The sequence below is a fragment of the Streptomyces sp. NPDC053432 genome (genome assembly GCF_055585365.1).
This window is the reverse complement of the sequence record NZ_JBVJKF010000047.1, coordinates 1-12,746: the sequence shown is the minus strand read 5'-3', so window position 1 is coordinate 12,746 and position 12,746 is coordinate 1. Positions and strand designations below refer to the sequence as shown.

The 12,746-nt window shown below is 68.3% G+C and carries 12 protein-coding genes and 1 pseudogene; 3 read left to right on the top strand and 10 right to left on the bottom strand.

The window, feature by feature from the left end; translation table 11 throughout:
* A partial coding sequence (locus tag ACZ6Y1_RS37285) for a tetratricopeptide repeat protein (protein ID WP_469640589.1) occupies positions 1 to 2,238 on the top strand: 2,238 nt, incomplete at its 5' end.
* A 54-nt stretch (positions 2,239 to 2,292) separates the two neighbouring features.
* On the opposite strand, the gene ACZ6Y1_RS37280 is transcribed toward ACZ6Y1_RS37285, so the two are convergent.
* From ACZ6Y1_RS37280 to ACZ6Y1_RS37245, 8 genes are all read right to left on the bottom strand, one after another.
* Positions 2,293 to 2,484, bottom strand: coding sequence for a hypothetical protein (locus ACZ6Y1_RS37280; protein WP_469640588.1), 192 nt, complete (start codon positions 2,482 to 2,484; stop codon positions 2,293 to 2,295).
* Positions 2,485 to 2,705: 221 nt separating this feature from the next.
* Complete coding sequence (locus ACZ6Y1_RS37275; protein WP_469640586.1) at positions 2,706 to 3,092, bottom strand: peptidoglycan-binding domain-containing protein; 387 nt, start codon at positions 3,090 to 3,092, stop codon at positions 2,706 to 2,708.
* Positions 3,093 to 3,377: 285 nt separating this feature from the next.
* Positions 3,378 to 3,524, bottom strand: a complete 147-nt coding sequence (locus ACZ6Y1_RS37270) for a hypothetical protein (protein ID WP_469640584.1) — start codon at positions 3,522 to 3,524, stop codon at positions 3,378 to 3,380.
* Positions 3,525 to 3,900: 376 nt separating this feature from the next.
* A complete protein-coding gene (locus ACZ6Y1_RS37265) occupies positions 3,901 to 4,338 on the bottom strand; it encodes an ATP dependent DNA ligase (RefSeq protein WP_469640582.1) in 438 nt (145 codons plus the stop codon).
* 171 nt (positions 4,339 to 4,509) lie between these two features.
* On the bottom strand, positions 4,510 to 5,982 hold the full coding sequence (locus ACZ6Y1_RS37260) for a hypothetical protein (RefSeq protein WP_469640580.1): 1,473 nt from the start codon (positions 5,980 to 5,982) through the stop codon (positions 4,510 to 4,512).
* Positions 5,983 to 6,299: 317 nt separating this feature from the next.
* Positions 6,300 to 7,331, bottom strand: a complete 1,032-nt coding sequence (locus tag ACZ6Y1_RS37255) for a hypothetical protein (RefSeq protein WP_469640578.1) — start codon at positions 7,329 to 7,331, stop codon at positions 6,300 to 6,302.
* An 856-nt stretch (positions 7,332 to 8,187) separates the two neighbouring features.
* Positions 8,188 to 8,556 (bottom strand): hypothetical protein, encoded by a 369-nt coding sequence (locus tag ACZ6Y1_RS37250; protein ID WP_469640576.1) that lies wholly within the window; start codon positions 8,554 to 8,556, stop codon positions 8,188 to 8,190.
* Positions 8,557 to 8,805: 249 nt separating this feature from the next.
* Positions 8,806 to 9,342 (bottom strand): hypothetical protein, encoded by a 537-nt coding sequence (locus ACZ6Y1_RS37245; RefSeq protein ID WP_469640574.1) that lies wholly within the window; start codon positions 9,340 to 9,342, stop codon positions 8,806 to 8,808.
* Positions 9,343 to 9,709: 367 nt separating this feature from the next.
* On the opposite strand from ACZ6Y1_RS37245, the gene ACZ6Y1_RS37240 reads away from it, so the two are divergent.
* Positions 9,710 to 11,380, top strand: a complete 1,671-nt coding sequence (locus ACZ6Y1_RS37240) for an AAA family ATPase (RefSeq protein WP_469640591.1) — start codon at positions 9,710 to 9,712, stop codon at positions 11,378 to 11,380.
* A 208-nt stretch (positions 11,381 to 11,588) separates the two neighbouring features.
* Here the strand turns inward: ACZ6Y1_RS37240 and ACZ6Y1_RS37235 are convergent, their stop codons facing one another.
* Both ACZ6Y1_RS37235 and ACZ6Y1_RS37230 read right to left on the bottom strand, forming a co-directional pair.
* The gene (locus ACZ6Y1_RS37235; protein WP_469640572.1) at positions 11,589 to 11,921 is read right to left on the bottom strand and encodes a hypothetical protein; all 333 of its coding nucleotides are present in this window, start codon (positions 11,919 to 11,921) and stop codon (positions 11,589 to 11,591) included.
* A 62-nt stretch (positions 11,922 to 11,983) separates the two neighbouring features.
* A complete protein-coding gene (locus tag ACZ6Y1_RS37230; protein ID WP_469640570.1) occupies positions 11,984 to 12,481 on the bottom strand; it encodes a hypothetical protein in 498 nt (165 codons plus the stop codon).
* A 160-nt stretch (positions 12,482 to 12,641) separates the two neighbouring features.
* Here ACZ6Y1_RS37230 and ACZ6Y1_RS37225 point away from each other — a divergent pair.
* Positions 12,642 to 12,746: pseudogene (locus tag ACZ6Y1_RS37225) on the top strand (IS5/IS1182 family transposase); the annotation flags it as partial.

Sequence of the window (12,746 nt, the reverse complement as noted above, 5' to 3'; positions counted from 1 at the left end):
GCCGACGGGCACGTGGAGGTCTCTCCGTTCCTCGTCATGGAGTTCCTGCAAGGGCGTGATCTCGCGACGGTCCTGCGCGAGGACCACCCCGGCGGGCTCCCCCTGGAGCAGGTGGTGGAGTACGGCGCCCAGGTGTGCGACGGGCTGGCCGCCGCCCACACGCGGAACATCGTCCACCGCGACATCAAGCCGGCCAACCTCATGCTGCTCGACGACGGCACCGTCAAGATCTGCGACTTCGGGATCGCCCAGGTCCAGGACGGCACGATCGGCCTGACCATGACCGGAGCGCTGCTCGGCAGCCCTCACTACATGGCTCCCGAGCAGCTCAGCGGACAGACACCGACGTACTCGTGCGACCTGTACGCCCTGGGCGCCAGCCTCTACGAGCTCCTCACCGGGCGCCCCGTGTTCACCGCGGACTCCGCGTATGCCGTCATCGCCATGCATCTGTCCACCACTCCCGAACCGCCCAGCACCCACCAGCCCGCAATCCCGCCCGACATCGACAACCTCATCACCTCCCTTATTGCCAAAGACCCCGCCGCCCGTCCCCCCACCGCCAAGGACGTCGCCGCCCGCCTGCGCACCGCCCACCTCGCACCCGCGCCCACCCCCGTTCCGGCAGCGGAGGCGCCAGAAACCGACCAGCAGCACCTCCAACGGGCCGCCGAAGCCGGGGACTCTGACGCCATGTTCAGCCTTGCGCGGCTGCTGCAAGAGGCTGACCGCATCGACGAGGCGGAACCCTGGTACCGGAAAGCCACCGACGCCGGACACATCAGCGCCATGAACAACCTCGGCGTGCTGCTGGAGAACACCGGCCGCACCAACGAGGCAGAAACCTGGTACCAGCGTGCCGCCGACGCCGGGCACACCGGCGCCATGAACAGCCTCGGGGTGCTGCTGCATAGCACTGGCCGCGAGACCGAGGCGGAACCCTGGTACCGGCGCGCCGTCGACGCCGGAAACACCGACGCCATGAACAACCTCGGGGTGCTGCTGGTAAACACTGGCCGCGAGACCGAGGCGGAACCCTGGTACCAGCGCGCCGTCGACGCTGGGGACTCCGAAGCCATGAACAACCTCGCAGTGCTGCTGCGGGACACTGGCCGCACGACCGAGGCAGAAGCCTGGTACCGGCGCGCCGTCGACGCCGGAAACACCAACGCTATGAACAACCTCGCACTCCTGCTGGAGAACAGTGGCCGCGAGACCGAGGCGGAACCCTGGTACCAGCGCGCCGCCGACGCCGGACAGATCATGGCCATGAACAACCTCGGGATGCTGCTGGAGGACGCCGGCCGCATCGACGAGGCGGAAACCTGGTACCGAAAATCCATCGACGCCGGGAACACCGACGCCATGAACAACCTCGGCGTGCTGCTGGAGAACACCGGCCGCATCAACGAGGCAGAAACCTGGTACCGGAAAGCCGCCGACGCCGGACAGATCGCCGCCATGCGCAACCTCGGAGTGGTGTTGGAGGCCGCCGGCCGCACCAACGAGGCGGAAACCTGGTACCGGAAAGCCACCGACGCCAGGCACACCGACGCCATGCACAACCTCGGACTGCTGCTGGCCAACACCGGCCGCACCAACGAGGCAGAAACCTGGTATCAGCGCGCCGCCGACGCCGGAAACACCGACGCCATGAACAACCTCGCACTGCTGCTGCAGAACACCGGCCGCGAGACCGAAGCGGAACCCTGGTACCAGCGCGCCGCCACCGCCGGAAACACCGACGCCATGAACAACCTCGGGGTGCTGCTGCAGACCACTGGCCGCGAGACGGAGGCGGATCCCTGGTACCGGCGCGCCGCCGACGCCGGAGAGACCGGCGCCATGTACAACCTCGGACTGCTGCTGGAGAACACCGGCCGCATCAACGAGGCAGAAACCTGGTACCGAAAAGCCACCGACGCCGGACAGATCGCCGCCATGACCAACCTCGGCGTGCTGCTGGAGAACACCGGCCGCACCAACGAGGCAGAAACCTGGTACCGGAAAGCCGCCGACGCCGGACAGATCAAGGCCATGAACAACCTCGCACTGCTGCTGGCAAACACTGGCCGCACCAGCCAGGCGGAACCCTGGTTCCAGCGCGCCGCCGACGCCGGACACACCCAAGCCATGAACAACCTCGCAGTGCTGCTGCGGAACACTGGCCGCGAGACCGAGGCAGAAGCCTGGTACCAGCGCGCCGCCGGCACCCCGGACGGTGGAATCCGGGCCTGACCGGCCCTCGGCGCATCCGAGGGTGTGCCGGGACCACCCGCAGCCGACGCGCCCCTACGCGCTTGCCGCCCTGCCGCGCGTGAGTTGTGCGCAGCGCAGGCCGCCGCCCGCGTGCCACTCCAGCACCGGGGGCGCCTCGCCGCCGTACTCGTCGCACCACAGGACCGGGTCCAGGCCACCGCAGCCATGCCGCGCGCACACGCAGTCCTCGCCGGCCCTCCTCTGCGGGACGCCGTGGCGGACCACGTGCGGCACCTTGCAGCGCAGTGCATGCCCACGTCCCTTCAGAAGGCATGAGTGAGGCGTGGCAGGGCATCCGGGGTGACGGGGCCGGGTCGACTGCGCCCCGTCCGGCCCCACCGCCCCAGGAGCCCGTCCCGCCTCGGCCGGCACGGTGGCGGAGCCCTCGTGCCCAGAGTTCGTGGACAGCGACGACGGGAGCGCGGCGAGGCGGCCGTTCACCTGCCTCAGCTGTACGTCGGCAGGTACCCGTTGCACCAGATGTTGTTGTTCGGGGTCGTCGCGCCGTCCATGTAGATCATTTCCATCAGCTTGGAACCGGTGGCCGGGCCTACGACGCCGTCCGGCTCCAGACCCCAGTAAGACTGGAACGCCTTCAGCGCACGCAGGGTGTCGGGACCGAAATGGCCGTCCGGGTACGTATAGATGTTGCTGTTGTCCATCGAGTCGATTCCGACCTGGACGCAGTACGCCGGGTTGCCCGTCGCTCCGTACCGGATGTAAGGAGCGCCGACATATGCGGACGCCGGACTGGACATGACCAGCAGGCTTGCCATGCCGGCCAGGCCGGCGGTCACGGCGAGGCCTGCACGGCGGCCTATGCGGAACTGCATGGGGGTCTCCTCGTTCTGTGTGGCGCTTCCTGAGCCCATGGACACGGCCGGAAGCCAGCGCCCCGCACGCGGGGGCGGATTTGTTGAAGACACGACAAAAGCGTGATCGGCCTACGTGATCACCGCGATCAGCCCCAGGGAATATGTGCCGCCTGAACCTGCCCTCCACCGAGTCGTGCGGGGCAGTGCGGGCCGGCTCCGGACGGGCGGGGTCGGGGGCGCGTGGGCGGTGGCACCCCCGGGGGTTCCGGGGCCGCGCGGGCGGCCCCGGAACCCCGCAGTGCCCTAGCCGCGCGGCCGGCCGCCTCGCCCCCGGGCGAGCCGTACGACGACCCGCGCGACCGCGACCGCCACCCGTGCCGCGTCCGCCCACTCCGGCGCCCACACGGACACCACGGCCTGCGCCACCTCCCCGGCGACCTCCGAGGCCACCCGACCCACCAGCCGGCGGCCACCGGTCCGGCGACGGCGCGGGGCCGACTCCCCGGCAGGCCCGCCCGGCTCCCGCCCGGACCTCGCCCATCGACTCCCCACCCATTTCTGATGCGCTCATGTCAGATGACTCCTTACGCGAAACCACGGATCACGCCTCCGGATTGGAGGTGTGATCCGCACTGTGGAACGCCGAGGGGTTAGCCCTGCAAGTCCCGCATAAGCGCAGGTCAGGGCATTGAAGGGTGGGATTCGCGCACCTGCTACACGATCACCCACCTAGCCCCGCAACCCCGGCCGGTGTGACCTGCAACACCCTTGGATGCCAGCGGAGTCGCCACGTCCGCATCACAACCGCCAGGGTCGCGGCCCCGGTTCAGCCAGCAGCGGCAGCCGGGCCCGCCCCGAACCGGGGCACGTCCTCGACCGTCACGTCCAGGCGCAGCCGCTTGAAGCGCAGGGGGTGGCGGAAGATGCCGCCGTGGTCGACGGCCCGGTCGGCGCTGATCTCCGCGACCAGCTCTGGGCGCACAAGGACGGCGTCCAGGACGTCGCGGGGCCCCCACGACGCCGCGAACCGCACCCCCGTCCACGGATGGCCCGGGTCAGCGGCCGTCAGCTGTTCGGCGACCTGGCGGGCCTGATCCGGGCGCAGGGGGACCGTGCGGCCGACCGTATGCAGCCGGCCTGTGGCGTCGTGGCGGCCGAGGACGAGGAGCTGCGGGCGGGCCAGGGTGCCCGTGACCGCACCGATGACCGCCTCGGTTGTGTCCCGTCTGCACTGGTGAAGTAGCGGTATTGCGTACCTGCGCAATTCCTCCTACTTGTGGTCAAGCACAGCTTGCCCTGCCTGCAGCGAGAGCGTGTCCTTGGAGGGTTTCGGTGCTCCTCGCGGGCTACGGCCCCGTCGAGTCGCCGCGGCCAAGCGCGGCCACTCGACGGCCTTCAGCGTCCCGATCCGGTGCCGGCCGTGCCCAATCGAGCGTCACAAGCCTGCGAGGGCGAGCATCTGGTGCATCCCTGTGGTTGGCAGGTTCGGGTTTGCGGCTGCAGTAGCCGCGACGGATTCCGACGGATCAGAAAGCAGCCGCGTCAGGACCTCAGCCGGAAGTCGGGGATGGGCCGCAATGGTGCGGCGCACCATGTGATCGGGGTCAGCCGCCAGCCGGCGCACGAGTTCCACGGGCAGGTCGGGGTCCCGCGGGGCCAACTGCCTCATTCTCGGGTCGGGGTCTGTGGCCAGGCGCCGCAGTACATCTGCCGGAAGAGGGAAGTCGTCGGCCGGTCGCCATCTGACCATTTTGTCCGGACGATAGGTTCGCTCAATGCGCTCGGCGGTGTCGGGATCGATCCGGTCACGGGCGTGAAGAGCCATCGTGGTACGCACGCTGCTCTCCTCGTCGTCGAGCAGTTGGGCGACGAGCGGCGGCGGAAGGTCGTCGGACATCGCGGCCGAGGCGCGGAAGCAGACGTATGGCGAGTCCACGTACGGCACAGGGTCGGCTGTCACCCACGGCAGGCGCAGTGTCCGGAGCTCCGCGCGGGCTATCTCACCCGTGAGTTCCCGGTCGAGCGCGTCGTCGTCCAGGGCTTGGTGGTCCGCGAGCCAGTCCAGCGGAGGTACGTCGGACACGATCTGTACATGGATCGCAGCCCGGATCGGCTCCGGTGTGTCCTGACGGGCGAAGACACGGAGTGCAACGCGCAGGTTGGGATCCTGGGCAAGCTTGTCGCGCAATGCCGGCTGCAGGTCGGGGTGCTCCGCGAGTTCCTCGCGCACCTCATCGTTCGGATCTTCGGCCAGCCGGTGGGCGGTGGCGGTGTCCAGCCTGCAGTGGCGCACCGCCCCGGCGCGCGTGACCGGGTGGGCCAACAGTTCCGGAACGAGGTCTGCCGGCGGGACGGGATGGGGAAGCCGGCGAAAGTAGGTGGCGCAGGCCCCTGCTCGTACTGAGTCGTCGGGGTCCGTCAGCAGCAGTCGGCGCACCGGTTCCGGGGCCGTCGTCCACCATTGGGCAAGCGTCGCCCGGACCTTCGGGTCCGGGTCCGCCGCCAGCCGGGTACGCAGGTCTGCCGGCATGTGATCGCTCTCCGCCAAGTGTTCGCGGACCTGCGGATCGCTGTCGTCGAGCAGCAACTCGAACAGCTCTCGCGGTGCGCCGTCCGCTGCAACGACCAGAGCCCTGCGTATCGCGGGATCCGGGTGCTCCGCGAGAGTCATCCGGAAGGCCTGTGGGAGGCTGCGGTTCAGGGCGAGGGAGTGTGTGAGCCAGTGATCGTCTGTGGCAATGATCTCGGCAATCACGCCATCGCTCAGGTCCGGCCGCTTGGCCACCCTGCCAAGGCCCTTGCGGTATCCGAGGAGCCGGTGGACGAGCTCCGACGGTAGTGCAGGGTTTTCCGCCAGCCCGTCCACCACCTTGTCGAGATGCACCGGCGGCGGTATGGCGTCCGACATGGCAAGCGGCCCTTCTGCCTCGGCGATCCGACTACCGAGTCTCTCACGCGCGTTCGGTGGGGATCCGGCCGTCGTGACAGGCACTTGCTTCTTTCCGCGGTCGCGGCGGCGTGTGACACGGCGAGACCATCTGCAGGAGCCTTCAGCTCGCCCGCGCGGCTCGCCGTATCAAGCCGGGGCAGGGGTACCACTCGAGCAGTGAACAGACCGCAGCCCGGCAGCGTTCTACGGTGCCGCCAGGTAGTGGGACCAGCTTTCGCTGACGAGCTGTGCCCAGCGGTTGGCGGTGTGGGGCTGGATACCGAACAGGTCTGCCATCACGATCGGGGGATGTCGGCGATGGCCTCGATCATGGCGGTGTTGCGGGCTGCTCGGGCCGGAAGACCATGGCGTCGGAGTGTGTCCGCAAGGCCCAGAGGGTTACGAGGACAGCCGGGGCTCTGTCCCGGAAGCAGAAAGGAGAGTTCGTCTTCAATTTGTCGTCGGTGGGCCGACGTGCCGCTGAGGTGGTCGATCTGTGCCTCGATGAGGCGGCCCAGGGTGGGCGGAAGGATCACTGGATGGCGGTTGATAGTGAGGTAGGCGGCTTCCGAGTCGCGGCTGTAGCGGTCGGCAGTGAGTTCGACGATGCGTGAGAGAGGAAGAGCGTAGAGGCGGATCAGAGCACCGGTGATTCGAATGTCCAGCGGGAGGGAGGTGTCGGTCAGGCATCGTCGTAGCTGTTCTTGGTGGGCGTCCTCAGGCTGGAAGGTGGCTGCGTACTGGCTGGGCGGGTAATGGATGTCGAGGCCGGTGACCAGGCGACGTGCTTGAGCCCAGCGAATGAACGAGATGATGGTGCTCGCCTTGCTGGGGTGAGTGGCCGTCCACCAATCAAGGTCTGGCTGCTTCAGGGTGCAGAGTTGGAGCTCGTGCGTATCGAGCCAGGCCAGGAATGGTTGCGCGCAGCGGATGTTGTTGGCGTCGCCCTTACCTGCGCTGACGGTGTAGCGGCCGCGAGCTGAGCGTCGTCGCGCGTCCCGGACGGTGTGCCACTGCGCGAAGGGACGGATGATATTCGCGTGGTGGGAAGGCAGATTGGCCAGAGTGCGCGTGACCCAGCGTTCGAGGCGGGCGAGATTCTCGTCCCGCTTGGCGAGGAGCCCTGCTGTAACCAGCAGCCCGCGGATGTAGGACGTGGGGGCGTTCTGCGGGAGAGCGTCGAGGGCTTCGTGGGTGAGGCCGCCCGGTTGGCGGACGAACTGGGCCAGGAGATGTGCTGAAGGACTGCGGCGGACCCAGGCGAGGACCGGGTAGGGGTTGGCGGCATCGGTCAGGACTGAGAGCAGCGGCTGCAGGTGGTCCGGCACGGTGCCGGCGTCATCCGCCAGCAGATGTCGGAGCCGGTCTGTGAGGGAGCAGTGAGGACAGAGCCCGTCGGGACGGAGATCGGCTGGGGCAGTGCAGAGTTTGCAGCGCGCAGAGGGATCCTCGTGGTCGCAGCAGGTGGCGCACAGACCGTTTCCCCCGGTGGTGCAGCCGACGAGAATGCGGACTGCGCCGCACTCTTTTCGTAGGGCTAGGACGACCACACAGGCCGCAAGTACGAATCGGGCGAGGGGCGCAGGTGCGGCAGTCAAATACTCCCCTGCCTCGGTCGGACCTGTGGCCGGGGCGGACTTGGCCACAGACGGCGCATTGCCTTGCGGGCTCGCGGTAACACCGGGCGCAGGTGTCAGGGCGGGACGCTGTGGCGCGGGCCACGATGGGAGCGGTGAGCCCGCAGACCCCGCACGGGCGCGGTGGGCTGGTGTAGCAGCGGCCGCATACCGGCCCCTCGGGTGTGGGCGTTGACTCTCCTTGTTTGGTGGCAGTGGCAGCATTCCTGGAGGTTCTTGGGCACACAGTTCTGGCACAGGTGTCCTCCGTCCGGCAGCCGGCGGACGGGCACCATCATGCGATGGCAGTCGGAGCATTCTTTGCGTACTTCAGGTTCCCGGAGGCGGCACGGCGTGAAGATCGGTCCCTCCGGCCGCCGTGCCCGTACCCGTCGTTCCTGGCCACACCGGGCACAGACCTGGCGGCGCCCATTCACACTGTAAGATCGACAGATCCGGCCCGCGGCTGAGGCGACGGTGGGCAGCGGAGCGTGAACACGGCAGTGCGGGCCCCACCCGGGGTGGCGGCCCGCACCGCGTCCGGTCGAGCGCGTCCCCGGCCGCCGGGTCAGACCGTTGGCGAGGCCGTGTATTCGTGGCGCTGGTAGCCGTGTCCGTCGCCGTGCCAGTCCAGGAACAGGATCGAGTCGCCGAGCGCTCCGGGCCCGGCCCGGTGGCTGATGGTCCCGGTCCGGTAGTGGCCGTCGTAGTTCGCGGACGACCCGCTGTGCTCCATCCGGCCCTCAAGCTCGGTGAAGTCCCGCTCGATCACCACAGGATCGGTGCCCTCGCGGGACTGCTTGATCTGCAACCGCAGCTTGGCCCCGTCGAAAATCGTCGGGTCGTCCGCCTCGCGAAAGCGGGAGGCGTCCCACGAGACTTCGGCGTACGCATAGACCGTGCCCCCGGACCGGGCCGCACACGTCTTCACCGTCACCTTCCAGTTGTCCGGGATACCCTGCGTCGTCGATCTCCTTGGTGCTGGACGCGCACTTGTAGGCTGGCGCGGCCGTGGCGGCGGGCACGGCCACTGCCGCCACGGCCGCCGTGGCGAGCACCGCGGCCGCCAACCTGTATTTGATGTTCATGGCAGGTCAATGCCGGTGCTGCCGGAGGAGACACGGCCCCCTCTCGAAACCGCCCCCGACGAGGGACGTTCTCCCCCAGGTGTCCGGGCGGCCGGCCGTCATCCGGCCGTAGCAGCCATGCCCGTGCGCGCGAGGACGTCCCGGCGCCGCTCGTCCTCTCCGAGGATCGCGAGCATGCCCGCCAGGCGCTCCGCGAGGTCCTCGGCCGCCTGCGGATCAGCGGACAGCAGCCGGCCCCAGCAGGCATACGCGTTGCGGGCGGTGCGCGCCGTGTCGGCCTCGGGCCGGTACCGGGCGGCCCGGCAGCGCAGCGCGGTCACGATCAGCAGCTCGGTGGTCTCGCGCAGGTCGGTGCGCTGGCAGAGGGTGAGCCACGCGCGGGCGGTCAGCACGGTGACGGCGGCCGGGTGCATGTCCCCGTAGTGCTCGCCGAGCGTGGATTCCAGCTTGTAGGCGAGGGCGACGGCCGTGGGCAGGCCCCCGGCCGCGTGGGCCGCCCACACGGCCGCCCACAGGTCCCGGTGTTCCTGCGGCGGCCAGTCGGGCAGGGCGAAAACGGGGCCGGCCGTCGTGGCGGGGGCGGCAGGCGCCGGGGCGGGGGCGGCGTCGCGGGGCGTCGCGTCGGGCTGCTCCAAGTCGGCCTGGTACGGCGACGTCGTGGTCCCGAGCTGCCTTGCAGGCGTCAACTGGGACATCTCGGGCTTTGCAGGACAGCCCTTGGGACCTGCTCGCCGCCCTGCAGGACCACCGCCAGGGCAACAATGCTCCAAGGCACGGCCGACGAGCACGTGGACCTTGATGCTGCAGCATGAAGCGGGTGGGAAGGCACCAGCCGCCGCGCTCGCAGACCTCGACAGATGCCCGCTCTTTGGTGAATCGCAGCTCTCAGGTATCACTTGACCATGGGATCAGCTCGCGCCTTCCGCATGGCGAATCTTGGATCACCCGATACGACAACAGGGGGAAACCTAGGTGCAAGGACCGTCTGTATCACGGCATTCGATTGATCAGTGCGAACAGGCATGGCTTCAAGGGGTCGCGCAGCTGAGGCTGGGCAACCGGACTGCGGCGGCCGAATCCTTCCACACCGCCCTCGAGCACAATCCGCTGGCGGCCGATGCCTGGTTAGGAGTCCATGCCGTCGGACAGCTTCAGGGTCGGGCGGTCGAGGCCATGTACGGTCAGTCCCGGAACTTCGGTGCTATGCGAGCGAAGCTCCGTACCCCGTTGTCCTCCCGGTTCCAAATCGGGGGCTACGTAAACTTCCGCCTGGAGACACAACGCGATCTATGGCTCGCGCAGGCGGCGAAACTCCTGGACAACGGCATGCTCGACAAGGCGTGGGCCATGCTCTCCATCGCCATGCTCGATTGCGACGAGACTCGATTCGTCTGCGCACGATACGCAGCCCTGAAGAGGGACTGGCCACTGCTGCTGACGTCCGCCGAGGGGATCCGGGACTCATTCCTGCGGGACGAGTCTCAGCTCTGCGTCGCGGCCGGTCTCATCGCCCAGGGCGTTTCCCACGAAGCCCTCAACGTGCTGAACCCCCTCCCACAAGCTCTCGGCGACAACGCCGGCTTTCTCGGTGAAGTGGCTTATCTGCGCGGCCGCGCCTATGAGCAACTAGGCCAGGACGAGGAAGCGCTGAAGCACTTCCAGACGGCATTCCGGTACAGCCCGCGCCTTGGGGATGTGGCCCAGCGTGCGAAGGCGTCGAACCCGCCCGCCGCAGGCGTGCCAGTCCAGACCACAGCCGATGCGCGGGAGCCTGAGAAATCCTCCAGCGGCACGTTGAGCGACCAGGAGCGTTCGGTGTTGCTGGACAAGGCCATGGCCGAACTCGACGCGCTGGTCGGTCTGGCCCCAGTGAAACGCCAAGTCAGGAGCCTGTCCGCCCAGCTGAGGATGGCGGCGGTACGCAGAAGCCAGGGCGTGGCCACGGCACCGGCTCCCCAACATCTGGTATTCGCCGGACCGCCCGGCACAGGCAAGACCACTGTCGCCCGCATCGTCGGCAATGTCTTCGCCGGGCTCGGCCTGCTGGAGCGAGGCCATATCGTCGAGGTACAGCGCGCCGACCTCGTTGGACAGCACCTCGGAGAGACGGCGATCAAGACGTCCCAGGCCATCGACCGGGCGCTGGACGGCGTCCTCTTCATCGACGAGGCCTACGCGCTGTCCAACGCCGGCTACTCGGGCGGGGACGCCTTCGGGAAGGAAGCACTACAGGTACTACTCAAGCGGGCAGAGGACGACAGACACCGCCTGGTCGTGGTTCTGGCCGGATATCCGGACGAGATCGCCAGTCTCCTGTCCACCAACCCGGGTCTTACTTCCCGCTTCAACACCCGGGTGGACTTCCCCGCATACGCGGCGGACGAATTAGTTCTGATCGCGGAGGCGTTTCTGGCAGCCCAGGGGGATTCACTCACCGAGGAGGCGGCGATCGCGCTGCGCACCTCATGCGACCTCACCGTGACCCAGGGCACGATCAACCGGCTCGGCAACGGCCGCTTCGCGCGCGAACTCGCACGTAAGGCCGCCGCAGCCCGGGATCTGCGAGTCTTCGACCGGCATGGCAGCTCCGGAGTCCCCTCGCCGGAAGAGGTCACCACCCTGCACGTGGGGGATGTCATGGATGCCTATCAGGAGCTCACTGGAAACCTTTAGTCCCGGCCCTCAGCCGCTTCAGAGGCGTTGAGCCGCAGGCTGTGGCGCTGTGGTGCTCGGCGCCTCGCTCCTCTACTGCTGGAGACGTGGCCCGGTGCCCACCATCACGAGCATCACCGGGCGCGGCTAGTCGAAAGGCCCCGCTGGGAGCAGCGAGGCCTTTCGGTTTCCTTGTCCAGGTTGGGGGCGCGGCCAGGTTTTTCTGGGGCTATGTCGTGTAGTAGCAGGCGACGTCGGCCAGGAGGTCGACGGTGCCGGCGTTGTTGTAGAAGCTGACCTTCCCGTTCACCACCGGAACGATGACCAGATTCGGGATCGTCTGCCCGACCGTGAAGTTCAGATTCGACGCACCCGCACGATTCGTACCGTTCGGATACACCGACACATAACTCGCCGCCGTCGGATCCGTCGCCGTCACGTTCAAGACCACAGCCGTAACCCCTGCCGCCGGGATCCCCGGAGTACCAGCGACCTGAAGCGTCACCACACCAGCCGGACCCACCTTCGCCTTCGGCACCCCCAGACCGATACGCGTATCCATCAACCGAGACGGCGTCACCGGGTTGTATGTGCCCAGGCTGGGGTCCGCGGGCGGAGTGACCGTCAGCGTGCCGCGCGGGTACTCATGGCCCAGGGCGATGACCTTGATGTTCCAGTTGCCGGCAGGGGCCGTGCGCAGGTCGACGGTCGCTTTGAGGGTCCGGGCGTCGTTTCGGAGACCGAGACGGTCGTGGCTGTCAGTGATTCCGGGCCGCCGGTCAGCTGGACGGTGGTGTTCATGCCCAGCGCCGTGCCCTGCGCCGTGCCGCTCTGCGCGGTGTTCGGCGTGACCGTTCCGACGGATACGCCGTCTCTGCCGCAGGGTGCGGTGGTGCAGACGAGTTCGGCACGGTACGCCGTGCGGTCCGTGTTGTCCGGCAGCGAGAGGACGAACGTGCTGCGGCCGTCGGTCTGGCAGTCGCACGGCGACGCAGTGCCCGTGCAGAGGTTGCGCCAGATGTCGTTGTAGGACGCGGGCTTCGGGGTGAACGCCCCGCCGTCCGTGGCGGTGATGTCGGCCCTGAACCGGTTGCCCGGGTAGCTCTCCAGCACGGCGCACACGCCGGTGCGCTCCTCGGAGAGCGTGCCGGTCAGTGAGCCCTTTCAGAGTGCCCACTGATTGAGTGACCCAGGCCGAGTCAGGATGAGGACCGCAACGCACAAGGCTCCCGCGCTGTTGAGGGAGGTGTTGAAGTCTCAACCCATCGGCACAGGAGCCCTGTTGGTTCCCCATCCTGCCGCACTCGACCTGCCTCATGCTCTGGTCGAGTGGGTATCCTTGCTCATCGTCACCCGCGAGGGTGACCGCCGCTGCAAGCTGCCGCCC